This is a genomic window from Streptomyces sp. UC4497 (assembly GCF_054871485.1).
The window spans coordinates 15358-39114 of record NZ_JBTYHB010000057.1; the positions used below are offsets into that span (position 1 = coordinate 15358).

A 23757-nucleotide genomic window follows, 5' to 3' on the forward strand; every position below is an offset into this window, starting at 1 on the left:
CGTCCACTAGGCATCCGCCGCCTACTGTTGATCAACTGCTGCTTCGTAGAAAGCATCCGCGAGAGCGACGATGATCGAGTTGATGGCCGGCCCGTCGGTGAAGAAGTAGTCAGCCATCGTGTTGTGGGCGTCTTGGTTGTCTGCGACCGCCTCCGTGACAGCTGCCTGGAAGTCTGGTGACTCCAGGAACTGCTTCTTGGAGTTCACCTTGGTCTGGTTGATCAGGTCCGGGTCGGTGAGTAACCGCTGGACGAGCCCCTGCACGAACTCCCGGATCTGGTACTCGGCGAACGTATCGGCACCGAACAGATCGTTCATCTTGTCTATGACGACCTGGAGCGCGACATACTTCGGGTCCTTCTTCGCTCCCGTGCCGGCGGCGCTGATGCCCTTCAGCTGCCCTTCACCTGCCAGTGAGATGTCGACCGGGATCACCTTATTGTGCTTGACCCCGACCAGCACCACGTTGGAAAGGTCTACGTCTGCAGCCCAGGCAGACTCTGCGATGACCTTCTCCAGCAGGCGCAGGAAGATCGAGAGCATCTCCATGAAGGGGTCGCCGTAGTCGACGATCTGGGACATGAAGTCGTAGAGGCGTACGTAGGTGGAGACGTCCTTGCGGAACAGGTCGAGGGCATTGAGGGCGGCCTTGTCCTCTTCCTCGATGGCTCGCGCGTAGCGGCGCCGGAAGTCGTGCTGCGCCGGGCTGATCGCCGCTGAGAGCGCGTTGTTGCCCTTCCGAGCTACCCACAGCTCGGCAACCTTGCGGACGTCGTCCTCGGCGTAGATTCCCTGCTGGGCGAGCTTGTTGGCCAGGTGAACGACGACGTACGGGTCGGTCTCGGTCTCCAGGGTCGCGTTCTTGAAGTACGGCTCGAAGGCCTTCTTGATGTCCTCGGGCTTGTTGGCGAAGTCGATGACAAACGTCTTGCGCTTCTGCTCCCCGCCCGCGGTGCGGTGGGTGCGGTTGAGCCGTGAGAGCGTCTGCACCGCGGTAACGCCTGACAGCTTCTTGTCGACGTACATGGCCGAGAGCAGGGGCTGGTCAAAGCCGGTCTGGAACTTGTTGGCGACCAGCATGATCTTGTATGTGTCGCCCTTGAACGCGGCCGCCAGGTCGGTCCCGGCACCGGGGTTCATGTTGGCCTCGGTGAACTCGTCGTCCTTCAACGGCTGTGGCCCCCAGTCGCTGTGCCAGGTCTCGTTCTCGGGCATCGTCACCCCGCCGGAGAAGGCGACCAGGGTGCGGTAGTTGTACGAGGCATCTTCGGCGCGGCGCTTGGCGATGTAGGCGTCTATCGCGACCTTGTATTTGACCGCCGACTTGCGCGAGTCGGTCACCAACATCGCCTTCGCCTTGCCTTCGAGGAGGTAGGCGACGTTGGCGTGGAAGTGCTCGACGACGATCTGCACCTTCTGGCTGACATTCGTCGGGTGGAGCTGCACCCACCGCATCAGCCCCTTGCGAGCGGCAGCCTCCTCGACCTCGCTCCCGTCACCGTCACCAACCTCAGCCCTGCCAGCGATCTTCAGCGCAGTGTCGTAGGACTGATAGCCCTTGAGGACATCGAGGATGTAGCCCTCCTCGATCGCCTGCTTCATCGAGTACAGGTGGAACTCGCGCGGCTTCCCGTCGGGCCCCTTGCGGCCGAACAGTTCGAGGGTCTTGTTCTTCGGCGTCGCGGTGAAGGCGAAGTAGGAGATGTTCTCCGACTCGGCCCGCTCGGTCATCTCCGAGGCCAGCACCGACTCCACATCGACCTCGCCGCCCTCCTCGATCTCTTTGACCTCCTCAGCTGTCAGCACCTGCTTCAGCTTCGAGGAGATCTGTCCTGATTGGGAGGAGTGCGCCTCATCGGCGACTACGGCGAACCGTTTGCCCTTGAGGCCGGCGTCGGTCCGGATCTCGTCCAGCGCATGCGGAAAGGTCTGCACCGTCACCGCGATGATGAGCTCACCGTGCTTTAACGCCTGTGCCAGCAGACCGGACTTCGACTTCGCACCCGCCTTACGGACGTCCTCGGGGCTGATCGTCGCGACGATCTTGCCGGTGCCGTCGATCTGCCGGATCGCTTCCTGCAACTGAGAGTCGAGCACGGTGCGGTCCACGACCACGATGACCGAGTCGAAGACCTTCTGGTCCTGGATATGCAGCCGTGCCAGCCGGTGAGCCGTCCAGGCGATGGTGTTCGTCTTCCCCGACCCGGCTGAGTGCTCAATCAGGTACCGCTGCCCGACGCCCTCCTCCTCCACCGCGTCGACGATGCTCGTGACGGCCTCCCACTGGTGGAACCGCGGGAAGAGCATGCTCGTACGCCGCACCGAAGTGCCGGTGGTGACGTCCCACTCCTCCTTGGTCTGCACGATCATCAGTCGACCAATGATGTTCAGCCAGGCGTGCTTCTCCCAGACCCGATCCCACAGGTACGCCGTCGACGACTGCCCGCCCTCGCCGGGCGGGTTGCCGGCACCGCTGTCGAACCCGGTGTTGAAAGGCAGGAAGTGGGTCTTCTCCCCCTCCAGCCTTGTGGTCATCGCTGCCAGGTCGTTCGAGACCGCGAAGTGCACCAGAGCCCGGTGGCCGAATGACAGCAACGGCTCAGGCCGCCCGTTCGTCAACGGATTGCGGTCCTGCTTGTACTGGTTGATCGCCTCGTCCAGCGACTGCGTGAAGTCGGTCTTCAGCTCCACCGTGGCGACCGGGAGCCCGTTAACGAAGAACACCAGGTCGAGCTCGCGCTGGTCGGCGGTCGAGAAGTGCACCTGCCGCACCACACGCACCCGCATCGCCTCGTAGTGCGCCGCCGTGGTCGCGTTGAGCGAGGTCTCAGGACGGAACTGCGCCATCTTCAACCGGCCGCCGCCGATGTACTGCACCCCGTTGCGCAGGATGTTCAGCGTCCCACCGCCGTGCTCCAGCGGCTTGTCCAGCGCCGCGGTCAGCACGTCGAGGAACTTCGCCTGCGACCCTGCCGCCTTCAACGCCTTCTCATACGCTGGCTTCTGCGTTTCCTCCAGCCACGAGTACAGGTCCGCTGGGAACAGCGCCCGCTCCCGGTCGTACTCACCGCCGTCTTGGTCGTTCGCTGAGTAGAGCCAGCCGTGCGCCTTGAGGTACTCGCAGATCTCCTTCTCGAAGGCCGCCTCGTGGTGGTCGGCCATCACGCCGCCTCTCGTACGTCGATCTCTCCCGTCACCGCCGCCGTGATCAACGCCGACCGGCGCTCGTCGGCAAGCTCGATGAAACGCTCCGTCTCCACGATGAGCGTGTCGATCTTCGCCGTCTGTGCGGCGAGGTCCGCGGCCGCACGCGGATGAGTCGGCAGGTTGATGTCAAACCGCGCGAGGTCCTTCATGCCAAGCGTGGGCTGAATGCTGTCGCCGCTCGTTGCCAACTCGGCCTGATGGAGGAAGTCGTTCGATCCGAGCCAAGCACACAGTAGTGGCGCCACAGCCGCGTCTCTGCAACGGAGCACCGCCACGGCTCTCGCCACATTCGCCCCCGCGAGCCACCGAGGAGCGACCGCAGCCTGTCCCATCTTGCCGACAACACCAAGGAGGATCTCTCCACCGCTGAGCTTCGTGCGGGAGTACTCATTGGACAATTCAGACTCAATCGCCAGCAGGCGTCGCCCTTCCGAGAGATTCAGAATGTCACCAACCCGAACGAACGGGACGCCTTCCGTCTCGTCCACATACCTCGGCACCAGCACGCCGTACGAGGGGCGAGCCGACAACAACCTGCCCACCTTGGTCTTGTCGGTTGAGGGCCCGGGACTGAACGCTGCACAGAGGACGGCATTACGTCGCTCGCGCTGCAACTCGATTAGTCGCTGCTGCTCCTCAATGAGGGTGTCGATGCGCGCAGTCTCACGGTCGAGGTAATCGGCGATCACACGCTGTTCGCTGGGACACATAGACGGAATACGAAGCGCCCTCAGCTTCTCGGCTGTGAGATGCCGGATCGTCGATCCGTTGCAGAGCAAGTCGATGACTCCGGCATCGCGGTAGTGGCGAAGGACGTAGCCGAGAAATCGCGTCGACCAGCCACCAGTGGCTCGAACACGGTTCACTGTCTTCTGAAACGACCAGCCCGGCATGTCCCGGTCAAGCACCACCGATGTCCCCACTGCTCCCCCCTCGACAACCAGTAGATCGCCGCGGCGTAGGTCCAAACGCGTTGCTTCCTCATCGGAGAATGGCATCTCCTTGACATCCGCGAGTCGTAGGCCATCGTCCTGGATGTTCCCGGCTCGGATGTACGGGAGAACCGTGTGCGAGTCGTTGACGGCCTTGCCGGCGTCGAGCATCTTCCCCAGCGTTACTGAGTAAGCCGAGCCGATTGGCACGAGGGGAGTTTGGTCGTGATTAAACGGGTTGAGCATGGCCGTCACTGCTCCACCTCCCGAAGCAAGTCCAGGATCTTGGCGACCTGCTTCTCCAAGTCAGCGTCGATCTCGGCAAGCGGGCGGGGCGGCACGTACTTGTAGAAGTGGCGGGTGAAGGGGATCTCGTAGCCGATCTTGACCTTGGCCCAGTCGATCCAGGCGTCAGGAACATGAGGCTTCACCTCCGCGTCGAAGTACGCCTGGATGACCTCACGCTCCGCTGCCGCGCCAGTGGTTGAGCCACCGTAAGTGAAAGGCACGTTCTCGGTGTCACGCTTCTTCGAGTCGGGCTTTGCGTCGCCCTTGCGGTTGATGATGGGGTTCCGGTCCTCGTCCAGCAAGGGGCGCTCGATGGTGGCTGTCCAGTAGCCGAACTCGTCGTTGCGCAGCACCTTGGAGAAGTCGGGGTCAGCGTCTTCGAAGTCGTCGTACAGCCGCACGACCTTGGCGCGGTCGGCGTTGCTGATCTCACGCCCCTTGGCCCCGAGGCTCTTGCGCATCTTGGTCCAGAACGACGTTCCGTCGATCAGCTGCACCTTGCCTCGGCGGTCGGGGTGCTTGGTGTTGTCGAGGATCCAGATATAGGTGGCGATACCGGTGTTGAAGAACATGTTGGTTGGCAGGGCAACGATCGCCTCTACCAGGTCGTTCTCCAGCAGCCACCGGCGGATGTTGGAGGGACCTGATTCAGCTCCGCCGTTGAAGAGCGGCGAGCCGTTCATGACGATACCGACGCGTCCGCCGCCGTCCTCAGGTGCACGCATCTTGTGGGCCAGGTGGAGTAGGAAGAGCATCTGGCCGTCGGAGGTGGCAGGGAGCCCCGGAGCGAAGCGGCCGTAGGGGCCAGCGGAATCGCGCTCCTCCTTGATCGCCTTGGCATACTGCTTCCAGTCCACTCCGTAGGGCGGGTTGGACATACAGAAGTCGAACTGGCGGCCCTTGAAGGCATCGTCGGTAAGCGTGTTACCGAACGCGATGTTGGTCGCGCCATGGCCCTTGGCGAGCAGGTCGGACTTGCAGATGGCGTACGACTGAGGATTGTATTCCTGGCCGTAGAGGTTCAGCTTCGCCTCGGGGTTGTGCGCGAGCAGGTGCTCCTCGGCCAGGGAGAGCATGCCGCCGGTGCCAGCGGTTGGGTCATACAGCGACCGGATGATGCCGTCCTCGGTGAGGTCGACGTCCTTGTCCGCGAAGAGCAGGTCGACCAGCAGTCGAATCGCGTCGCGCGGCGTGTAGTGATCTCCAGAGGTCTCGTTCGCGGCCTCGTTGAACTTGCGGATGATGTACTCGAAGGCGTCGCCCATGTCGGAGTTCGACACCATATCGGGATGCAGGTCGACGGCGCCGAAGGACTTGACGATCTCGCGTAGGACCCCAGCCTTCTCCAGTGCCAGGATTTCCTTCTTGAAGTCGAAGTACTCAAACACGTCCACGTCGGCGGAGAACCGGTCGATGTAGTCAACGAGATTGTCCGCCAGTCCGTCCGCATCGGCCAGCAGGTTCGCGAACTCGTAGTTGGACGTGTTGTAGAACGTCCGCCCCGTGGCCTTCTTGACTTCGACCTTGAGCCGGTTCGGGTTTTCGTACTTCTCTGCCAGCTCTCGCACCGTCACGCGATCGGGCTCGAGGATGCAGTCTAGCCGTCGCAAGATGGTGAACGGCAGGATCACTGTCCCGTACTGGTTGGGGCGATAGGGGCCCCGAAGCTGGTCAGCGAGTGACCAGATGAATCTACCGAGCGTGCTCACAAGGTTCCTCACGAGGATCGTCTAGCAATGACGTCACTTTGCCAGAGATGGCAGCCAACGTTCCATGGTTCAGCCATGGGCCTCCACGAGGCGTGCTTGCCGGTAGGTCCGGCATAGCGAAGTTGCACCCGTGATGGCCGAGCTGATCCGGTCTAACCTGTCGCCTACCGCGGCGGCACCACTCGGTGCCTTCGCGTGCCGCAGACGTACTCGGAGAGGGCCAGAGGCCGGGAGCCGCAAGGCACGAACGTCCGCGCTGTGCATTGACTTTGACAGCATCCGCTTTGGTCTGCACGTCTTCGAGCCGCCGCCGAGACATTCGCGAATCGCCCGGAGAAGGTCGGGTTCTGGGGGACTCTGCCCCTTCCTCGTGCAGCGCCGACGTGTGTTTCCGGGTTCATCCGGAGCGCTCGGGAGCTGGCCCTTCGACAACGCCGATCAGCACGAACAGGATCGTCTTGCGCTTCACCGGTTCATCACCCACCAGGTGAGCCACGCCATGAGCGTGGAACCCAGTGCCGAAGCCGCGCCGCGGAGCATGTGCCTGATGAGACCTGGCCAGGCACAGCGGGCGAACTGACATAGCCGCTGGATGCGGACCGTCCACTTCGTGGTCGTCGTCAGGTCCTTCTTGATCGCCTTGAGCTTGCGCATTCTTCGTCGTCCTGGTGGTGAGGTCGGCCAGTTCCGGTGACGACGGTCCGGTACTTCAAGGGTGTTGTGCACGGTGCAACATGTTGCCGAGTCGGCTGCAACAGACGGAGTGTTGCAGGATTCCGCGCAACACCCCCCAGGTGTCAGTGGCGGCAGGTAGGAATGAGTGGTGCTGTCAGACAATCGGGCGGACGGCGCGCTCGATGAGTCTCGCGCCGATCTGTCCGCCGCCGAACTGGGCCTCGTAGAGGCCATGCGCGCCGCCTTCAACGCGCTGGGCTCCTCGCGCAGGGCCGTCGCCCGCGACCTGCCGTGGAACTACGCGACGATCAGCAGGTATCTCAGGTGTAAGAGCTTTCCGCCTGTGGAGTTCGTTGAACAGCTCATCGTGCTTGCTGGAGACAGGCTCTCCGTAGCCGAGGCGGAACAACTGCGGCGCCTCCATGACGACGCCAAGAAGGGGCGCAAGGACCCACAGCACCAGATAAGGACGCTGAGCGCCCAGATCCGCCGCACGACCGAACAGGCCAAGGAGGCGGATCGGAGAACCACGGAGGCTGAGGCCGCCCTGAACCGGGCCCTCACGGAGATCCGTCGGCTACGCACCCAACTGCACATCTCCACGGGGTCGCTGGAGGACCGAGGCGACGACTTCCTGACCGAGCTGGACCGCTACGCGGCGCAGCGCACACCCGGTGCCCGTGACACGCCCGCCCAGGTGCGCTCCACCGTTCTGGCCTCCTGGCGCACCATCTTGGTGAGTGCGGATTCCGCACCCGCCATGACGGGGACGGACTCCCTGCCGGGTACACGGGATCGCCGATACGCAACCTATGACCGGCTGGAACTCGAACAGCGCCACCGCGACGTGTTGGACGCCCTCGTTCCTCTGGGCGACCCAGACGTCGGGCCGCTGGAGGAGGCAACGGTCGAGTTGCATGACCTGGCCTTCGAGACCATGGTCGGGTCCGGTCCTCGACCTTTCGCCCGAGCGGTCGTGTACGTGTCCCACGGCCTCTCGGTCCAGCCCAATACCGCACAGCACGTCCTGCGCGGCCAGCTGACGGCCGGAGCCAGCGCAGGCCCGTTGGTCGACTCCTGGCGGCGAAACATCAACCGGTGGGACCACGAGACGGGCCCGCGGTGGACGGACAGCCTGCCCCGCAGCGCCGAGCGACGGATCGCGCTGTACGAAGCCCTCGCCTTGGAACCCGCCACCCGCCGGGTCCTGACCGAGTTGATCCCGGTCCCCTTCCCCGCCGGCCCCATAGTCATTGGTGAACCGCCGCAGCCGTGGGCCACTCCAGCACGCTTGGCCAACGGTTGGTACTGGCCCGCCTACGAACGGTGCATGAGGGACCTCAAGGGCTGGTCGGACGAGGCTGTGACCGGTATCGACGAGGCTGCCGACCGAGTGGTTGAACGGCTCGCCGACCCCACGGACGCGGCCGCCTATCAAGCCAAGGGCCTTGTGATGGGGCATGTCCAGTCCGGGAAGACTGCGAACTTCACCGGCGTAATCGCCAAAGCGGTGGACCGCGGCTACCGGCTGGTGATCGTGCTCAGCGGCTCCCTCAACATGTTGCGCGCCCAGACTCAACGGCGCCTCGACATGGAATTGGTTGGCAAGGAGAACATTCTGCGCGGCGCTCCCGAGGAGTACTCCGACTACGCTGAGGACCCGGAGTGGCAGCGGGGCAGATTCCTCTCGCACGGTGAACTCCCGTCACGCCTAGGTGCGTTCGACATCATCCGTCTCACCACCCGTGACGAGGACTATCAGGCCCTGCGCCAGGGCATCACCGCGCTTGAATTCGAGAAGGCCGATCCCACCTTGCCGCTCCACGACCCACGCAACCTGCACCGCAGCGCTGCGCGACTCATGGTCGTGAAGAAGAACAAGGCGGTTCTGGCACGAGTCGTCAGCGACCTTCGGCGGCTGGGGCGACAGCTCGAAGAGGTTCCCGTCCTGATCGTGGACGATGAGTCGGACCACGGATCGGTGAACACGGCACCATCCGAGAGAGGACGGGAAGGTGCTGAACGCACAGCGATCAACGGCCTCGTCTCCGAACTGCTAGGGGTGCTCCCGCGCGCCCAGTACGTTGCATACACTGCCACCCCGTTCGCGAACGTCCTGATCGACCCGACCGATCAGGAGGACCTGTTCCCCAAGGACTTCGTGATCGCTCTGCCCCGCCCTGCCGGCTACATGGGGGCGCGCGAGTTCCACGACTTCGACTCACCCGTGCCGGTGCACAAGCGGACGGTCGCCGACTCGAAGGAGCTCGCGCACGTCCGCCCCATGGGAGAGACCAAGGGTGATAAGGATGTGTACCTGCGCCAGGCAATGGACGCGTTCCTCCTGTCCGCGGCAGTCAAGCTCTACCGCGAGGCGCACGACCCGAGCGGTATTGGCTACCGCCACCACACGATGCTCGTCCACGAGTCTGTACGTACCGCCGACCACCGCGAGAGCGCGCACCGGATCGCCCAGCTCTGGCACGTGGACCTGCAGGAGCAGGGCGGTTGGCTCGGACGGCTGCACGACCTGTTTGAGTCCGACTTCGCACCGGTCTCAACCCACCACCACGACGGGTTCGTGCGGCCACCGGACTTCGCTGACCTAGTGCCGTATCTGCGCGCAGCGCGCACCCGCATCGAAGAAGGAGAAGGCCCCGTCGTCGTGGTCAACGGCGACCGGGACATCGAGAGCGCGGCCGTGGACTTCGACCACCGTCCGGTGTGGAAGATCCTTGTGGGAGGCGCCAAACTGTCCCGTGGCTTCACTGTCGAAGGTCTGACCATCACGTACTACCGACGCAGCACCAACCAAGCTGACTCGCTCATGCAGATGGGCCGTTGGTTCGGGTTCCGCCACGGCTACCGGGACCTGGTGCGGCTGTACATCGGGCGTGGCGCAGGCGGTGGAGACAACAGCATCGACCTGTACGAGGCGTTCGAGGCCGCCTGCCGTGACGAAGACGCCTTCCGGGCGCAGCTCGCCGACTACACCAAGCCGGTGGACGGCGGTCGGGCGATCACGCCGTCGCAGATCAGGCCGCTAGTGGCCCAGTACCTCCCAGAGCTGAAGCCCACGAGCGCCAGCAAAATGATGAATGCCCGGCTTGTGGAGATCCGATCCCCCGGGAGGTGGATCGAGCCGAGCGCACTGCCTGTCGATGGAGCCGCGATCAAACGGAACACGGAACGGTGGCGGCCGGTGCTGTCGGGTCTGGGGGGAGGGCCGGCACAGTTCTCAGTGCCAGCCCACGACGGGACGAAGGCCGCTTCGTTCTCGGCACTCACCGCGACGGTCACCCATGGACAGTTGCTCGACGTACTGGGCGAACTAGAGTGGGACCGCCCGAAGATCTTTGCACCGCACCTCGCTTATCTGCGGAGTCTCGGCACTGCCCCGGCCCCCCTGAGGGAGTGGCTGATTGTGGCCCCTCAGCTTGCCTCGGCAAACGCTCTGAAGGGCCCCCTCCCCGGGACACCCGAGATCTCACTCTTCCGGCGTGCCCGTCGGCGCCCGGGGGCCTTTGGGTCGATCAGTGATCCCGGCCACCGTCGGGGGGCTCGGGAGCTGCTGCGTGACGACGAGCGCGGGATCGCGCTGCTCTACCCTGTTGTCGAACCCGAGCAGGCGCTGGTGCACCCTGTCGACCCCACCCACATCTCCATCGCCTTCGCATTGCTCACTCCGGACAGGGCGGATGCCGACGAATCCGGTCCGGCTATCCGCTTCCAGGCGGGCGATGTATAGCGAAACAGGTGTGTGGCCGAAGCGCAGCTGATCGCTCGACCGCGGTCTACTTGGCCTGCTTGCCAGCGCGGACCAGCGCGATGGCACGAGCCCGGAGCTCCAGAGGATAAGGACGAGGCATGACTGCCAAACTTCCGTGACGGTCTGCCAGTTAGCCACCAGAACTAGAACCTCAGGGGTGGGACAGGTCAACCCCGTCACCCACCCCTGCATCAGCCCCCATCGTCCTCGAAAGCATCTTCGATGCTGACCCGACCTCGTAAAATCTCGATAGCACGATCCTGGGGGAGCTTTGTCCAACACTGAGCGGCACGAAGAATCGTTGTCGGACCGCTTGCCGTTCGAATCCGTGTTCAGCACGGTCCTGAGCGGCTGGGCCTTTGACCGCGGTGCCACCGATGGTGCCTGTGGGCCCGCCGACTCTGGCGCTGTCCGCCTTATCTGGCTGAAGAACATCGGGCGGGATGGAGTGATCGCGGAAGCGGATCCGGAAGTCGATGACTGGCGTAGCGATGCGCCGGAGCGGCTCCGTCTCCGTGCTGGTGACATCTTGCTGTCCTCGGTGATTTCCGGCCGGCCGAAGGCCGCTGTAGTGCAGGAAGCCGATCTACCTGCGGTTGCCGTGCGCAGTCTCTTTATCCTTCGCCCGACCAAGCCTTTGTCGGCAGAGCACGCCCGTCTGATCCTCGCATTTCTGCGCTCCGATTCCGTCGGAGACATCGCAAGCGGAGCATCGTCGTTTCAACAACACCTTCCGCGCTCCCAGCTCAAGACGCTGGAGCTGCCGAATGAGGACCAAGCGCTGTCCCACGCCCTGGCCGATCTCGCTGCGGCCGGGCAGCGGTTGGGTGAAATGGCGGCCGAAGCCAGTGCGCTCGCGGAGTCCGTCTTCGACAGGAGGGCGAGCCCGGAAGAAGCCAGGCGGCTCATCATCGCTACCGGCCAGCTCACCCGGCTCCGGTCTGTGGCTGCTGCCCAACTCGACGATCCGGGCTTCATCGTCCGCACGCGCTTCCCCTATCCGATCGCTCTGCGCTGGCGGAACGTCGAGGCTCAGAGGAGCGATGCCAGCCAAGAGGATGCCCAGGCGAAGGAATACGCGGCCGTACTCCAGGCCGCGGAAACCCTGCTCGGATACAGCGCACTCCTCACCACCGCACTGGCGCACGAGGCCGACATCACCTGCAAGGCCATCGGTACGTTCAAGAGGAAGATCGCAACCGGGCGCGGCGGCGGCCCTGGCTTCGCAGACTGGCAGCGCATCCTTCAGCAGATCGCAGCGGCGGAGGGCATGTCCAGCCTCCCCTCCGAGCACCCCCTCCATGAGCTCGCGGTGCTCCTTGCGGACGACGAGGCCGTGGCAGCGTGCCGAAGCCTCGGCACCAAGCGCAACAGCAGAGCCCACGGACGTGAAGACCTCCCTGCTGTCTCGGCCTCCAAGCTGAGTGAGGCTTACGACGCCCTGCGCCTTCTCCTCGACAGAGCACGATTCCTCGCCGACCTGCAGTTGCTCGCTGTGACCAAGGTGGATTGGGTTCCCCACAATCAATCGGACACCATCACCTTTCGGCGGCTGATGGGAGACAACCTGGTCGTTCCCACCGAGACCTTGCGTCATGCCGGACCAGGCCGGATCGCCACCAGCCTGTACCTGGCTGACCGCGACCAGGGTCTCCACCTACTCAGTCCATTCCTCACCTGCGAAAAATGCGGACTTTGCGCCGCTCTGACGCTGTTTCATGCCGACAAGGAAGGAGGGGAGCTGCTGCAGACGAGCCTCGACCACGGCCACTCCTACCCGTACGAGGGCGACGAGCAGGCGCTTCGAGCAGGCGGGCTCCAATAATTTCGGACGCCCAAGGCACAGAACGGGTCCGACCGACTCGCCAAGCCGCCGGCGCTAGAGTCCGAAGCGCCGCCCGAAGCGCGCCCGGCCCTGGGCACAGGTGCCCAGCCCGGCGTGACGAAAGTTCCTAGGCATGCACTGCTGCAGGTGCTCGACGCCCAAGGCCTGGTCCCTTGCCCCGGCTTGACCGGCATGCCTGGAGATCTTCGAGGCCGTCTCAGCCGTCCCCTTGACCGGCAAGTCACCCCTTGAAGGTCAACTTACTTTTACTGACTGCACGTTGATGCCAGAGTGTCGACCACACAGAGCAGTGCGAGGGCAATCAGGGGGCCAAGGTGACCGAGATCTACATCAGTGCCGGCGAGGGCAACCAGCAGGAGTTGGCCGACCTCCAGCGCTGGCTGTCTACGCAACGCGAACTTTCCGGGCGCGTGCGGTCAGTGCGTACGGCGCCAGGAGAGGAACAACTCACCGGCGGAGCCCTGGATCTACTGAGCGTGAGCCTCGGCGCGGGTGGCAGCCTCTCCGCACTGGCAGGAGCTCTCGGTGCATGGCTCGGCTCGCGTCGCGGGACGATCGAGATCGAAATCAGCGGGGAGAGCCGCCGGTTGTCCGTTCCACAAGGTACCGATCCAGCGGAAATCGAGCGGTTGATCACGGCGCTCACGGGACAGTCCCATGCGAACTGACCCCTGGGACCGTAGCCGATCGCGTGCGATATTGATCGGCGTCACCAACTTCCATGACACCTCTCTGACTTCGGTGCCCGCAGCCGCGAACAGCGTGAACCGGCTGAAAGAGGTTCTCACCGACCCGGCACTGGGCGGCTGGCCCGAGGACCGGGTCTCGGTGTTCCTCGACCCGCGCGAAACAGGGGCTTTCCAGGCCACTTTGTCTGACCTCGTCCAGTCGGCCACGGATGGACTGCTGCTGTACTTCGTCGGGCACGGCACGCTCAGTGACATGAGCGAGCTCTGCCTGGTGCTCAGCGACACCCGCACGGACCTTGCCGATGCCACCGGCCTGCCCTACACCGCCGTCAAGAAGATCCTTGCCCGCAGCCCGGCCACCATTAGGACGGTGATCTTGGACTGCTGCTACTCAGGGCAGGCCATCCAGGCCCTCGGCGTTGGATCGATCGCCGACGCCACCGCCGTCGCCGGAGTCACCACATTGACGGCTGCGGACTTCGCCGCCCACGTCGTACCTCTGGAGCAACAGTCCACGGCCTGCACCTCGTTCACCCAGCACCTGATCGACGCAATCCGCGAAGGCAGACCGAACGGCAACGCCGCCCTCACGCTGCACGAACTCTTCCCCGCACTCAAGGCACGCCTGAAGGAAAGTGGACTGCCCGCGCCCAATTTGCGAACCACGGACACGGCGGCGATGTACGCCATCGCCCACAATGCCGCCACGCCTCCACACGACGAGACACCTCATCGCCCCATTGAAGAGAGCCAGGCACTGATCATCTGGCGCCGCAACGGCAAGATCCTTTACGACGCCGACGGCCGCCCCTACGGGGAGACGGGCGGCGGCGAGGAGCTCCAGCTCGACGCGGACCGGAAGTGGTGGCCGATCGCCCGTTGGCGCTTGCCGGCGCTGCGCGCTCTCGTCTTCGTCGTTGACGGAGAAGTCAACCGCATTCGGGAGATCATCGACGTCGATGAGGACATGACGGGCGACAGCAGCTCCCTCGCCCTCCAGGTAAGCCCGCCACTCACCTTGGCAGAACTCGAGGAACGATTGCCGGGCCTGCCCGTGACTCTGGGAACTCCGCTGCCTTCCGGGCAAGGCAAGTTGCGCGAATACCTCACGTACTGATCGGCCCATCCAGCAGTACCAGGGCGACGACGGCGGTATCAGTACCGCACTGCGCCGCTTCAACGGAGCAGCCCACGTGCCCGACTGGGCGGCGACGCCGCCCACCCCAACCCAGATGCCGGTTGTGTCTTGCACAGTGGTGTTGTGGCGAGGCCGCTCTACGGCGTTTAGGGCCACTCGGCGAGACACGGCCTAGAGCCGCCGTCGATGGTCAGGCCGGCCCGGCATCAGAGACCAGCGCCCGCACGTTATGCGCCCACGAACGACGGGGATATGTGTGAGAGCCTGATGTCGGTTCACATGGTTCGTCCCGAGGCCGACAGCACGGCGCTCAGCTTCCGCCTGCTGTGCGAAGCCGCCGCCTACGGCCGCCCGTGTCCGCGAGGCGCGTCGAACCGTGCCCGGCATCCCCGAACATCCGCGAACCGCTCCCACCCGCGTTCAACACCTCAATGCATCTCGCAACGGCGCCCACCGAAAACCGCCATAACCGGCGAAGCGGTTCGGAACTGGGGTCAAAATTTCGCATGGCCCCATACCCCGGATTCCGGATATGGGCTCCCCGCTCCCGACCCCACTGCCACAGGGAGCACCCATGAGCACCAGGAAGAGCGGAAGCACTTAACCGAAGAGCCACCCGATTGATGGGAGCCTCGGGTCACAAACCGGGCACGGATGTGAACGTATGCACAAGGAACCGAATATGTGTGCATCGAGCCGAGTGGGAGCAAACAGGCAAGGGGACAGTGGGAGCCTGCTCCCACTCCCGTCGCTCCCACTGGGAGCGTGGGAGCAACAGAAAAAGGGCCGTTCGAAAACGGCCCTTCACCTGCGACGTTCGATCGTTCGAACTTGTCGGGACGACAGGATTTGAACCTGCGACCCCTTGACCCCCAGTCAAGTGCGCTACCAAGCTGCGCCACGTCCCGGTGCTCGTTGACCTGGGGTTTCCCCCTGGCCGAACGCGCAGAGAAACCATACCGCACTCGGAGCCGTGGTCGCGCACCCCTTCCGGCGGGCGGGCGGGATCCGGCACGTCGCCAAACCGGGGTGTTGACCTCAAGCAAAGTTGAGGTTGCAGGCTGCCTGCATGACGACCACAGCGGATGACATCGCCAGCAGTGCCACCGGAGCCGACGGAGCCGTTGGAGCCGGCGGACCTCTCGGAACCCCCGGCCCCGGCGGGCGCCACGGCTATCGCTACGAAGATCTGTCCCGGCTCATGAGCCTCATGACCGGGGACGAGAAGCACGGGCCCGCCGCCACCTCCACCCTCGACGTGTTGTGGGTGCTCTACGACCGCGTTCTGCGGGTCCGGCCGGAGAGTGTCGAGGAGGCCGGGCGGGATCGGTTTCTGTTGTCGAAGGGGCACGGGCCCATGGCGTACTACGCCGTGCTCGTCGCCAAGGGATTCGTGCCCGAGGCGTGGCTGAGTGGGTTCGGGGCGTACGAGTCGCGGCTCGGGCATCATCCCGATCGGGTGCTCGTGCCGGGCGTGGAGATCGGGAGCGGGTCCCTCGGGCACGGGCTGCCGATCGCCGTCGGGACCGCGCTCGGGCTGCGGGCCCAGGGGCTGAGCGAGCCGGCCGTCTGGACCCTCGTCGGAGACGCCGAGCTCGACGAGGGCAGCAATCACGAGGCCATCGCCTACGCCGGGGCCATCGGGCTCGAGCGGCTGCACACCGTCGTCGTCGACAACCTGTCCGCCACCTATGGCAGGGCCGGCGGCATCGCCGCCCGCTTCGAGGCCGCCGGGTGGTCGACCGTGACCGTCGATGGGCGGGATCACGAGGCGCTGTACCAGGCCTTCCGCGCGCCGCATCCGGGGCGTCCCCACGTCGTCGTCGCCCGCGTCGAGCCGAAGTTTGAGTAAGCCCCCCCCGGATCTCTCCCTCTCTCCTTGCTACTCCCTCTCCCGGAAGGAAGTCCCTCTCGTGGACACCATGCGTGATCGCTTCGCCCCCGTCCTCACCCAGATCCTCGACGAAGACCCCCGCGTCGCCGTCGTGCTCGCCGAGATCGGGGCCGCGCCCTTTGCCGGGGCCGCTCGGCGGCATCCGGAGCGGGTGATCAATGTCGGGATCCGGGAGCAGTTGCTCGTCGGGGCCGGGGCGGGGCTTGCGCTCGCCGGGATGCGGCCTGTGATGCACACCTTCGCGAGCTTTCTCGTTGAACGGCCTTTTGAGCAGGTGAAGTTGGACTTCGGGCATCAGGGGGTCGGGGGTGTGCTCGTGAGTGCGGGCGCGTCGTACGACGTGTCTTCCGGGGGCTTTACGCACATGGCTCCCGGTGATGTGGCGCTGCTCGACACCCTTGATGGGTGGAGTGTGCACGTGCCGGGGCATCCCGAGGAGGCCGAGACGCTGCTGCGGCACGCCGTCGGGGGCGGTGGCGAGGGCGTGAGTGACTCGCGGGAGTACGTGCGGCTCTCGGTGCAGAGCAATCGGGAGGCGCTGCCCGTGGACGGGGAGCGGTTCTTGTCCGTGCGGGAAGGGCGGCGGGGAGTCGTCGTTGCCGTCGGGCCCATGTTGGACAACGTGCTTGCCGCGACCGAAGGGCTTGATGTCAGTGTTCTCTACGCGACCACCATTCGGCCTTTTGATGACGCTGGGCTGCGGCGGGCGGTGGATGCGAGTGGCAGCGCTGATGTCGTGATCGTCGAGCCCTATCTCGCCGGGACCTCCACCCGCGCCGCCAATGACGCGCTCGCCGATGTGCCGCACCGGGTGCTCGGGCTCGGTGTCGGGCGGCGGGAGCTGCGGCGGTACGGGAGCGTCGAGGAGCATGTCGCCGGGCATGGGCTCGACGCGAGGGCGCTGCGGGAGCGGATCAGTGGGTTTCTTCGCTCCCGTGGCTCCTCTGTCGCTGCCGCTGCTCCGGCCAGGGCTGAGGCTCCGGCGTAGAGGAGAGGAGGCGAGAGGGCCCCGCGTCCGCTCTCACCAGACCGCTGATCGCCGGGACCGAGATCAGCGTCGTCGCCACCATCAGCGTGACCACTCCGCCCGCCAACAGGACCTGGTGCGTGCCGAACGCGGCCGCCGCCGGGCCCGCCAGCGCCTGGCCCACCGGCTGCATGGCGATGGAGCCGGCCACCTCGTAGGCGTGGATGCGGTTGAGGACCTCGCGCGGAACCTGGGTCTGGACGCTCGTCGCCCACATCACGCCCCAGAACGAACTGCCGGCCCCGGCCACCGCGCAGCCAGCCATCATCCACGGCACCCCCAGGCCCGCGCCCACCGTCGCGGGGAACAGGGCGAAGCCGAACAGGGCCAGGCCGCCCCCGCGCAGCATCCTGCGCGGGCGTACGCGCAGGGCCAGTACGCCGCCGATGACCGTGCCCGCCCCGAGCGCCGAGTTCACCAGGCCGTACGCGGTCGAGCCGTGCTCCTGGGTGACCTGTACGGCGACCAGGGGGACGGCGGGGCCCGTCGCTCCGATCATCAGCACACACCAGATCGAGATGACTCCCCAGAGCCAGCTTCGTGATCTGAACTCCCGCCAGCCCTCCACCAGTTCGGAGCGGAAGGAGTGGAGGGAGCGGAGGGCGCCTCGGGTGTGCTTCTTGTCCGTCTCCCATTCCCTGTCCCTGTTTCGTGGCATCGGTGGCAGTCGGAGCAGGAGCAGGCACAGGGCGCTCACTCCGTACGTTCCCGCGTGGGCCGCGAAGACCAGGCCCGGGGAGGCCAGCGCGACCAGCATGCCCGCGACCGCCGGGCCCGCCAGTTGTGCGCCGGACTCCGCCACGCGTATCGCGCCGTTCGCCGCCTGCACGTCGGATGCCAGGCGGGGCACCGTGCCGGCGACGCCGGGTTGGAAGATCGCCGCGGCCAGACCGTTGATCGCGCCGATGATGCAGATCTGCCAGAGCACGACGTGGCCGGTGAAGAACATGACGGCGGCCAGGGACTGGGTGACCAGGCGGGCGAGGTCGGCGCCCGTCATCAGCAGGCGTGTGTTGAAACGGTCCGCCAGTACCCCGCCGAAGATGACCAGACCGGCGAAGCAGGCCACCGAGGAGGCCATGGCGAGGCCCACCGCGCCCGCCCCGTAGCCGTACTGCAGGAGGCCGGCCGCGAGTGCCACCGGCAGCATGCTGTCGCCGAGCTTGGCGACGCCCCGCGCGGTGAAGAAGAGGCCGAAGTCGCGGGTCCAGATGCCGCGCCGGGACGCGCCCTTGGCGTCCTCGCCGTCGACTGCCCGGTCGGCCATCCGCGTTCCCCGTCCGCCGTCCCCTTGGCGCACCGCACGCGCATGGCCCGCCCTCGCGAGCGGATCATGCCATGGGGACGTGCGGGACCTCACGTGGTTTTATCCCGCGCGCGGGAGGCCCAACTCCGGGTGTGCGTCCAGGAGTCGGGTCGGGGCCGCCTGGCGCCAGGAGTCGGCGAGGATGTCACGCAGCTCGGCCGTGTCCTCCAGGGCCGCGAGGCGGACCCGGACCCATGCGGAGAACGCCTCGTGGTCCGCGACCCAGAACTTGTCCGGCTCGGCCAGGACGAGTTCTTCGCGCTCCTCCTTCGGGCAGCGCACCGCTATCGATGTCTCGTCCTCGGGCACGGTGGCGAACATCTTCCCCGCGACCCGGAACGTGGGCATGCTCCAGGCGACCTTCTCGGTCGTGTCCGGCAGGGACAGGGCTACGGTGCGTACATCCTCGGCGTCCAGCATGCAACGAACCGTAGCCAACGCCACTGACAATCGCCCGAGACGCCCGAGACAGCCGGTTCCGTGCGCGACAGTCCGTCACGGCGCTTCCGTACGCGACAGCCCGCTACGGCACCCGCTTGTCCAGCCACGCCACCAGGTCCTCCTGCACCTCGTCGCGGTTCGTCTCGTTGAGGATCTCGTGGCGGGCGCCCTCGTAGCCCTTCCAGGTGAGGTCGGTGACGCCCACGTAGCGGAAGTCCTCGAGGAGTTCGTGGACCAGCGTCATGCGCTGGTTGCACGGGTCCTCCGTGCCGACCGCGACATGGATCGGCAGGTCGGCCGGGATGCGGGCGAGGTTCGCGGGGTCGTTGATGCGGCGCACCGCGCGGACCCAGTCCAGGGACAGGCCCGCCGAGAAGTCGAAGCCGCAGCGTTCGTCGGCGACGTACTTGTCGACCTCCGCCTCGTCCCGCGAGAGCCATTCGAAGCCGGTGCGGTGCTCGTACGGGTCGTTGAAGGAGGAGAAGAGGTTGCCCACGTAGGGCGAGATGGCGGCCCGGCCGCCGGCCTCGACCTCGGCCTCAAGCGCCGCGATGTCGCCCTCGTTGTCCGCGCCGGGAAGCGAACGGAAGGTGCCGGAGAGGATCAGGGCCACCAGGTCGTCCGCGTACCGCTGCGCGTAGTCGCGCGCGAGCAGCGAGCCGAGGCTGTGACCCAGCAGCACGAACGGGACGTTCGGGTAAAGGGCGCGCGCCTGGTCGCCGATCGCCTTGAGGTCCTCGACGATCGACACCCACGCGTCGACGGTCCCGGGCTCGGCGTCGTCGGTGACTCCGTAGCCGCCCGTGGACTGGGCGGTGGCGCCGTGGCCGCGGTGGTCGGAGGCGATGACCGCGTAGCCGTGGGAGGTCAGGTGGCGGGCGAAGCGGTCGTAGCGCTGGCCGTGTTCGGCCGCGCCGTGGGCGATCTGGACGAAGGCGCGGGGCCTGCCGCCCTCGGGCAGCCAGGTGTACGTGGCCACGGCGGCGCCGTCGCCGGTGCTGAGCGCGCTCGTCGTGTACGTCGGGTCTGTGGCGGTCATCTGGCGGCTTCCTCTCGGACAGTCCGTACGGCCCGTGGGCGGGCGGGGCGATGCGGGTGCGAGTGCGGACGGGGGTGTGTGCTGGCCTGCACCTCCCCCGCACCGTAGGCCCTCATTCCTGGCAATCACCGACCGGCACGAGCGGTTCCAGTCGCTTACAGAACGTTCCAGTCGCTTACAGAACAGGGAGGCGCTTGCAGAACAGGGTGGTGGGATGCAGCACCCCCGCCGGGTCGGCCGCGTAGTCCGGGATGACGCCGACCTCGTCCCAGCCCGCCTTGCGGTAGAAGTTCTCGGCCGGGCTGCCGGTCTCCGTGTCGAGGACGAGGAGTGTCACGCCCGCCTCCGCCGCGGCACGCTCCGCGGTCGCCAGCAGGGTGCGGCCGAGGCCGGTGCCGCGGGTGCTTCCGTGCACCATCAGCTTGGCCACTTCGGCGCGGTGGCGGCCGTTGGGCTTCTCGGTGAAGGCGAGCGAGATCGTTCCGACGCAGCGGGCCGGGGCCGCCGCCTCCGTGTCGATCGCCACCCACACGGCCGTGCTGCCGCGCTCCACGGAGGGTCCTACGTAGTCGCGCCACCAGGTCGCCGCTTCGTAGGGAGTCAGTCCGTGCAGGAAGCCGAGTGAGCTGCCTCCTTGTACGACGTCGGCAAGGAGGGACCCCAACTCCTCTACGTAGGCGGGGAATTCCGAGGGTGCCAGGCGGGTGCAGGTGAGTGTCACGGGAGGACCACCACCAGCGCGTAGCGCACGGGTTCGGGGCCCGGGCAGTGGAAGTGGGTCGGGCCCCAGAGGCGGAAGCGCAGGCAGTCGCCCGCCTCCAGGTGGTGTGTCGTGCCCTGGACGGTGAGGTCGAGGAGGCCGTCGAGCACCCAGATGTGCTGTTCGAGGCCGGGGACGGGCGGGCGGTCGTAGGCGATGTCGGCGTACGGCTCGAGGGTGCCCTCGACCACCTCACCGCGCAGTCCGGCCTGTGGCGGGGAGACGGAGCGGCGCGCGAAGCCGGTCGAGCCGTCGTGCCAGACGGGCTGGTCCGCGGCGCGCACGACCTGGGCGGGCGCCGACTCGACCTCGCTCAGGAGCTGCGACATGGTCCGCCCGTAGACCGCGCAGAGGCGGTTGAGGAGGGCGGCGGTCGGGCTGATCTCGGCGCGCTCGGCCCGCGACAGGGTGGACCGGCTCACGCCGCTGCGTTCCGCCAACTCGCCCAGGGACCAGCCGTGTTCGGCCCGCAGCTCGGCGAGCCGGGCGCCGAGTCGGGCGTCCACGGGGTCCGGCGTCGTATCGATGGCGTCACTTGGGGCCGGGGGCGGGGGCGCGCCGCTTTCGCGTCTCATATTCGGCACGGTATCCCAGATATGAAACAGCAGTGTTACGCCGACGGACCGCCCCGCCCTCCGACGCCCAAGTCCTCCCCTGTCTCAGCCCTCCCCCGCCTCAGCCCTCCGCCGCCTTCCCCAGCGCCTCAAGGACCGGCCGGATCAGCGGATGCTCCTCCGCCCCGTGCCGTACCGCCGCGAAGACCTTCCGGGCCGGCGCCGCGCCGTCGATCGGCCGGACCACCACCCGGGTCAGGTCCACGCCGTGCAGGGCCGAGCGCGGGACCAGCGCCACGCCCGCGCCCGCGGAGGCGAGGGCGACGACGGCGCGGAAGTCGTCCGACGAGTGCTCGAACTGCGGGGAGAAACCGGCGTGTTCGCAGGCGAGGACCACCACGTCGTGGCAGGGGTTGCCGGGGTACGGACCGATCCAGGTGTCCTTGGCGAGGTCGGCGACCGGCACCCACTCCGCGTCCGCGAGGCGGTGCGTGACCGGCAGGACCGCGTCGAACGGCTCCGCGTACAGCGGCACGCGCGTGATCCGGTCGTCGTCGGCGCCCGGGGCGCCCCGGTAGTCGACGGCGACCGCCACGTCGATCCGCCGGTCGAGCAGCATCGGCAGGCTGGCGTCGCCCTCGGCGTCCTGGACGCGGACACGGATGCCGGGCGCGGTCTTCGACAGAAGGGCGAGCGCGGGCCCCACGACGAGGCCGATGCCCGTCGCGAAGGAGGCGAGCGTCACCGTGCCCGCCTCGCCGGTGCTGTACGCGGCCAGCTCGGCCTCGGCCCTCTCCAGCTGGGCAAGGACCGCGTTGGCGTGGGTGAGGAGGATCTCGCCGGCCGACGTCAGCCGGACCCCGCGCGCGCCGCGCTCGACCAGCTTGTGGCCCGTCTCCTGCTCAAGGGCCGTGAGCTGCTGCGAGACCGCCGAGGGGGTCAGGTACAGCGCGGCGGCCGCAGCCGTGACGGTGCGGTGGTCGGCCACCGCACGGAGGATGTGCAGCCGCCGCGCTTCGATCATGCGGTGATTCTCCCAAACGGGACTGACACTCCCCGCACGGGCGGCGTCAGCCCAGCTCGGCGCGCGCCGCCACGAACGCGTCCACCGCCCGGTTCACGTCCTCCGTGGAGTGCGCCGCCGACAGCTGGACGCGGATGCGGGCCTGGCCCTGCGGCACCACCGGGTACGAGAAGCCGATCACGTAGACGCCGCGCTCGAGGAGGAGCTCGGCCATGCGGCCCGCGACGGAGGCGTCGCCGATCATCACCGGGGCGATCGCGTGGTCGCCGGGGAGGATGTCGAAGCCCTCCTCGGCCATCCGCGTACGGAACAGCTTGGTGTTCGCCGCGAGGCGCTCGCGCAGGTCGCCCGCCGACTCCAGGAGGTCGAGCACCTTCAGGGAGGCTGCCGCGATCACCGGGGCGAGGCTGTTCGAGAACAGATACGGGCGCGAACGCTGGCGCAGCAGCGCGACGATCTCCGCGCGCGCCGCGACGTAGCCGCCGGACGCCCCGCCCAGGGCCTTGCCGAGGGTGCCGGTGATGATGTCGACGCGGTCCATGACGCCGTGCAGCTCGGGGGTGCCGCGGCCGCCGGGGCCGACGAAGCCGACCGCGTGCGAGTCGTCGACCATGACCATGGCGTCGTAGCGCTCGGCGAGGTCGCAGATGTCGGCGAGCGGCGCCACGTAGCCGTCCATGGAGAAGACGCCGTCCGTGACGATCAGCTTCCTGCGGGCGCCGGACGCCGCCTTCAACTGCGCTTCCAGGTCGGCCATGTCGCGGTTGGCGTAGCGGAAGCGCTTCGCCTTGGACAGGCGGATGCCGTCGATGATCGACGCGTGGTTGAGGGCGTCGGAGATGACCGCGTCCTCCGGACCGAGCACGGTCTCGAAGACGCCGCCATTGGCGTCGAAGCAGGAGGAGTACAGGATCGTGTCCTCCTGGCCGAGGAAGGCCGACAGGCGCGCCTCCAGCTCCTTGTGGACCTCCTGCGTACCGCAGATGAAGCGGACGGACGCCATGCCGTAGCCCCAGCGGTCGAGGGCCGCGTGGCCCGCCGCGATCACGTCGGGGTGGTCGGCGAGGCCCAGGTAGTTGTTCGCACAGAAGTTGAGCACCTCGCCGGGTCGGCCGCCCGCCGTGACGTCGACTGTGGCGGACTGCGGGGTGCCGATGACCCGCTCGGGCTTGTGCAGGCCCGCGGCGGCGATCTCGTCGAGGGTGGCCTGGATGTCGGCGCGTACGTTGTCGAACATGGGGTCTTCCTTACGGATGCGGGTGGCGTTGGCGGCGTTCCACGGTGCGGCGACGGCGAGCGAGCCGAAGGGGCGCGCCGGTGTCGAGATGCCGGGCGCGCGGACGCCCCCCCCCAGTGGGGCGTGCAACGGCGGCATAACCACACCCGCGTTTCCCCCCCCGGGGCCAGCGAGCCCCCAAAATAAAAGGTACACTACACGCATGATTTTCCGCCCATGCCC

General features: G+C 66.8%; 17 protein-coding genes and 1 tRNA gene. 6 read left to right on the top strand and 12 right to left on the bottom strand.

The window, feature by feature from the left end; translation table 11 throughout:
* Nucleotides 1-21: 21 nt before the first annotated feature.
* The 4 genes from ACYSUO_RS40590 to ACYSUO_RS40605 all read right to left on the bottom strand — a co-directional run bounded on the left by ACYSUO_RS40590 (nucleotide 22) and on the right by ACYSUO_RS40605 (nucleotide 6790).
* Entirely contained in the window at nucleotides 22-3162 is a 3141-nt protein-coding gene (locus ACYSUO_RS40590) for a type I restriction endonuclease subunit R (protein ID WP_461781223.1), read from the bottom strand.
* Nucleotides 3162-4394: a restriction endonuclease subunit S domain-containing protein gene (locus tag ACYSUO_RS40595; protein ID WP_461781224.1), complete on the bottom strand. Its 1233-nt coding sequence runs from the start codon at nucleotides 4392-4394 to the stop codon at nucleotides 3162-3164. The genes ACYSUO_RS40590 and ACYSUO_RS40595 overlap by 1 nt, the downstream gene beginning before the upstream one ends.
* Complete coding sequence (locus ACYSUO_RS40600) at nucleotides 4391-6136, bottom strand: type I restriction-modification system subunit M (RefSeq protein WP_461781225.1); 1746 nt, start codon at nucleotides 6134-6136, stop codon at nucleotides 4391-4393. The genes ACYSUO_RS40595 and ACYSUO_RS40600 overlap by 4 nt, the downstream gene beginning before the upstream one ends.
* Nucleotides 6137-6601: 465 nt before the next feature.
* Nucleotides 6602-6790 carry a hypothetical protein gene (locus tag ACYSUO_RS40605; RefSeq protein ID WP_461781226.1) on the bottom strand — a complete coding sequence of 63 codons (189 nt, stop codon included), beginning with the start codon at nucleotides 6788-6790 and terminating at the stop codon, nucleotides 6602-6604.
* Between the two features lie 169 nt (nucleotides 6791-6959).
* Here ACYSUO_RS40605 and ACYSUO_RS40610 point away from each other — a divergent pair, with 169 nt between their 5' ends.
* From ACYSUO_RS40610 to ACYSUO_RS40625, 4 genes are all read left to right on the top strand, one after another.
* Nucleotides 6960-10559 carry a Z1 domain-containing protein gene (locus tag ACYSUO_RS40610; RefSeq protein WP_461781227.1) on the top strand — a complete coding sequence of 1200 codons (3600 nt, stop codon included), beginning with the start codon at nucleotides 6960-6962 and terminating at the stop codon, nucleotides 10557-10559.
* Nucleotides 10560-10851: 292 nt separating this feature from the next.
* Nucleotides 10852-12405, top strand: a complete 1554-nt coding sequence (locus ACYSUO_RS40615; RefSeq protein ID WP_461781228.1) for a restriction endonuclease subunit S domain-containing protein — start codon at nucleotides 10852-10854, stop codon at nucleotides 12403-12405.
* A 335-nt stretch (nucleotides 12406-12740) separates the two neighbouring features.
* Nucleotides 12741-13094, top strand: coding sequence for an effector-associated constant component EACC1 (locus tag ACYSUO_RS40620; RefSeq protein WP_461781229.1), 354 nt, complete (start codon nucleotides 12741-12743; stop codon nucleotides 13092-13094).
* A 31-nt stretch (nucleotides 13095-13125) separates the two neighbouring features.
* Nucleotides 13126-14232 (top strand): caspase family protein, encoded by a 1107-nt coding sequence (locus ACYSUO_RS40625; protein WP_461781230.1) that lies wholly within the window; start codon nucleotides 13126-13128, stop codon nucleotides 14230-14232.
* Between the two features lie 855 nt (nucleotides 14233-15087).
* Here the strand turns inward: ACYSUO_RS40625 and ACYSUO_RS40630 are convergent.
* Nucleotides 15088-15161: transfer RNA gene (locus ACYSUO_RS40630), tRNA-Pro, on the bottom strand.
* 293 nt (nucleotides 15162-15454) lie between these two features.
* On the opposite strand from ACYSUO_RS40630, the gene ACYSUO_RS40635 reads away from it, so the two are divergent.
* On the top strand, nucleotides 15455-16105 hold the full coding sequence (locus ACYSUO_RS40635; RefSeq protein WP_461781237.1) for a transketolase: 651 nt from the start codon (nucleotides 15455-15457) through the stop codon (nucleotides 16103-16105).
* Between the two features lie 61 nt (nucleotides 16106-16166).
* Nucleotides 16167-17135, top strand: coding sequence for a transketolase family protein (locus ACYSUO_RS40640; protein WP_461781231.1), 969 nt, complete (start codon nucleotides 16167-16169; stop codon nucleotides 17133-17135).
* Here the strand turns inward: ACYSUO_RS40640 and ACYSUO_RS40645 are convergent.
* From ACYSUO_RS40645 to ACYSUO_RS40675, 7 genes are all read right to left on the bottom strand, one after another.
* Nucleotides 17062-18441: an MFS transporter gene (locus tag ACYSUO_RS40645; protein WP_461781232.1), complete on the bottom strand. Its 1380-nt coding sequence runs from the start codon at nucleotides 18439-18441 to the stop codon at nucleotides 17062-17064. The two genes, ACYSUO_RS40640 and ACYSUO_RS40645, sit on opposite strands and share 74 nt — an antisense overlap.
* A gap of 99 nt (nucleotides 18442-18540) precedes the next feature.
* Complete coding sequence (locus ACYSUO_RS40650; protein WP_327660324.1) at nucleotides 18541-18900, bottom strand: MmcQ/YjbR family DNA-binding protein; 360 nt, start codon at nucleotides 18898-18900, stop codon at nucleotides 18541-18543.
* A gap of 103 nt (nucleotides 18901-19003) precedes the next feature.
* Nucleotides 19004-19960 (bottom strand): alpha/beta fold hydrolase, encoded by a 957-nt coding sequence (locus ACYSUO_RS40655; protein ID WP_461781233.1) that lies wholly within the window; start codon nucleotides 19958-19960, stop codon nucleotides 19004-19006.
* A 175-nt stretch (nucleotides 19961-20135) separates the two neighbouring features.
* On the bottom strand, nucleotides 20136-20681 hold the full coding sequence (locus ACYSUO_RS40660; protein ID WP_461781234.1) for a GNAT family N-acetyltransferase: 546 nt from the start codon (nucleotides 20679-20681) through the stop codon (nucleotides 20136-20138).
* The gene (locus tag ACYSUO_RS40665) at nucleotides 20678-21295 is read right to left on the bottom strand and encodes a helix-turn-helix domain-containing protein (RefSeq protein WP_461781235.1); all 618 of its coding nucleotides are present in this window, start codon (nucleotides 21293-21295) and stop codon (nucleotides 20678-20680) included. Before ACYSUO_RS40665 ends, ACYSUO_RS40660 begins: the two co-directional genes overlap by 4 nt.
* A gap of 100 nt (nucleotides 21296-21395) precedes the next feature.
* Nucleotides 21396-22298, bottom strand: coding sequence for a LysR family transcriptional regulator (locus tag ACYSUO_RS40670; protein WP_461781236.1), 903 nt, complete (start codon nucleotides 22296-22298; stop codon nucleotides 21396-21398).
* A gap of 46 nt (nucleotides 22299-22344) precedes the next feature.
* Entirely contained in the window at nucleotides 22345-23535 is a 1191-nt protein-coding gene (locus ACYSUO_RS40675; protein ID WP_403991580.1) for a glycine C-acetyltransferase, read from the bottom strand.
* Nucleotides 23536-23757 lie beyond the last annotated feature (222 nt).

Coding starts and splice junctions, on each gene's coding strand:
- ACYSUO_RS40590 (WP_461781223.1), bottom strand. CDS start 3,162: ATGGCCGACCACCACGAGGCGGCCTTCGAGAAGGAGATCTGCGAGTAC.
- ACYSUO_RS40605 (WP_461781226.1), bottom strand. CDS start 6,790: ATGCGCAAGCTCAAGGCGATCAAGAAGGACCTGACGACGACCACGAAG.
- ACYSUO_RS40635 (WP_461781237.1), top strand. CDS start 15,455: ATGAGCCTCATGACCGGGGACGAGAAGCACGGGCCCGCCGCCACCTCC.
- ACYSUO_RS40645 (WP_461781232.1), bottom strand. CDS start 18,441: ATGGCCGACCGGGCAGTCGACGGCGAGGACGCCAAGGGCGCGTCCCGG.
- ACYSUO_RS40650 (WP_327660324.1), bottom strand. CDS start 18,900: ATGCTGGACGCCGAGGATGTACGCACCGTAGCCCTGTCCCTGCCGGAC.
- ACYSUO_RS40655 (WP_461781233.1), bottom strand. CDS start 19,960: ATGACCGCCACAGACCCGACGTACACGACGAGCGCGCTCAGCACCGGC.
- ACYSUO_RS40665 (WP_461781235.1), bottom strand. CDS start 21,295: ATGAGACGCGAAAGCGGCGCGCCCCCGCCCCCGGCCCCAAGTGACGCC.
- ACYSUO_RS40670 (WP_461781236.1), bottom strand. CDS start 22,298: ATGATCGAAGCGCGGCGGCTGCACATCCTCCGTGCGGTGGCCGACCAC.
- ACYSUO_RS40675 (WP_403991580.1), bottom strand. CDS start 23,535: ATGTTCGACAACGTACGCGCCGACATCCAGGCCACCCTCGACGAGATC.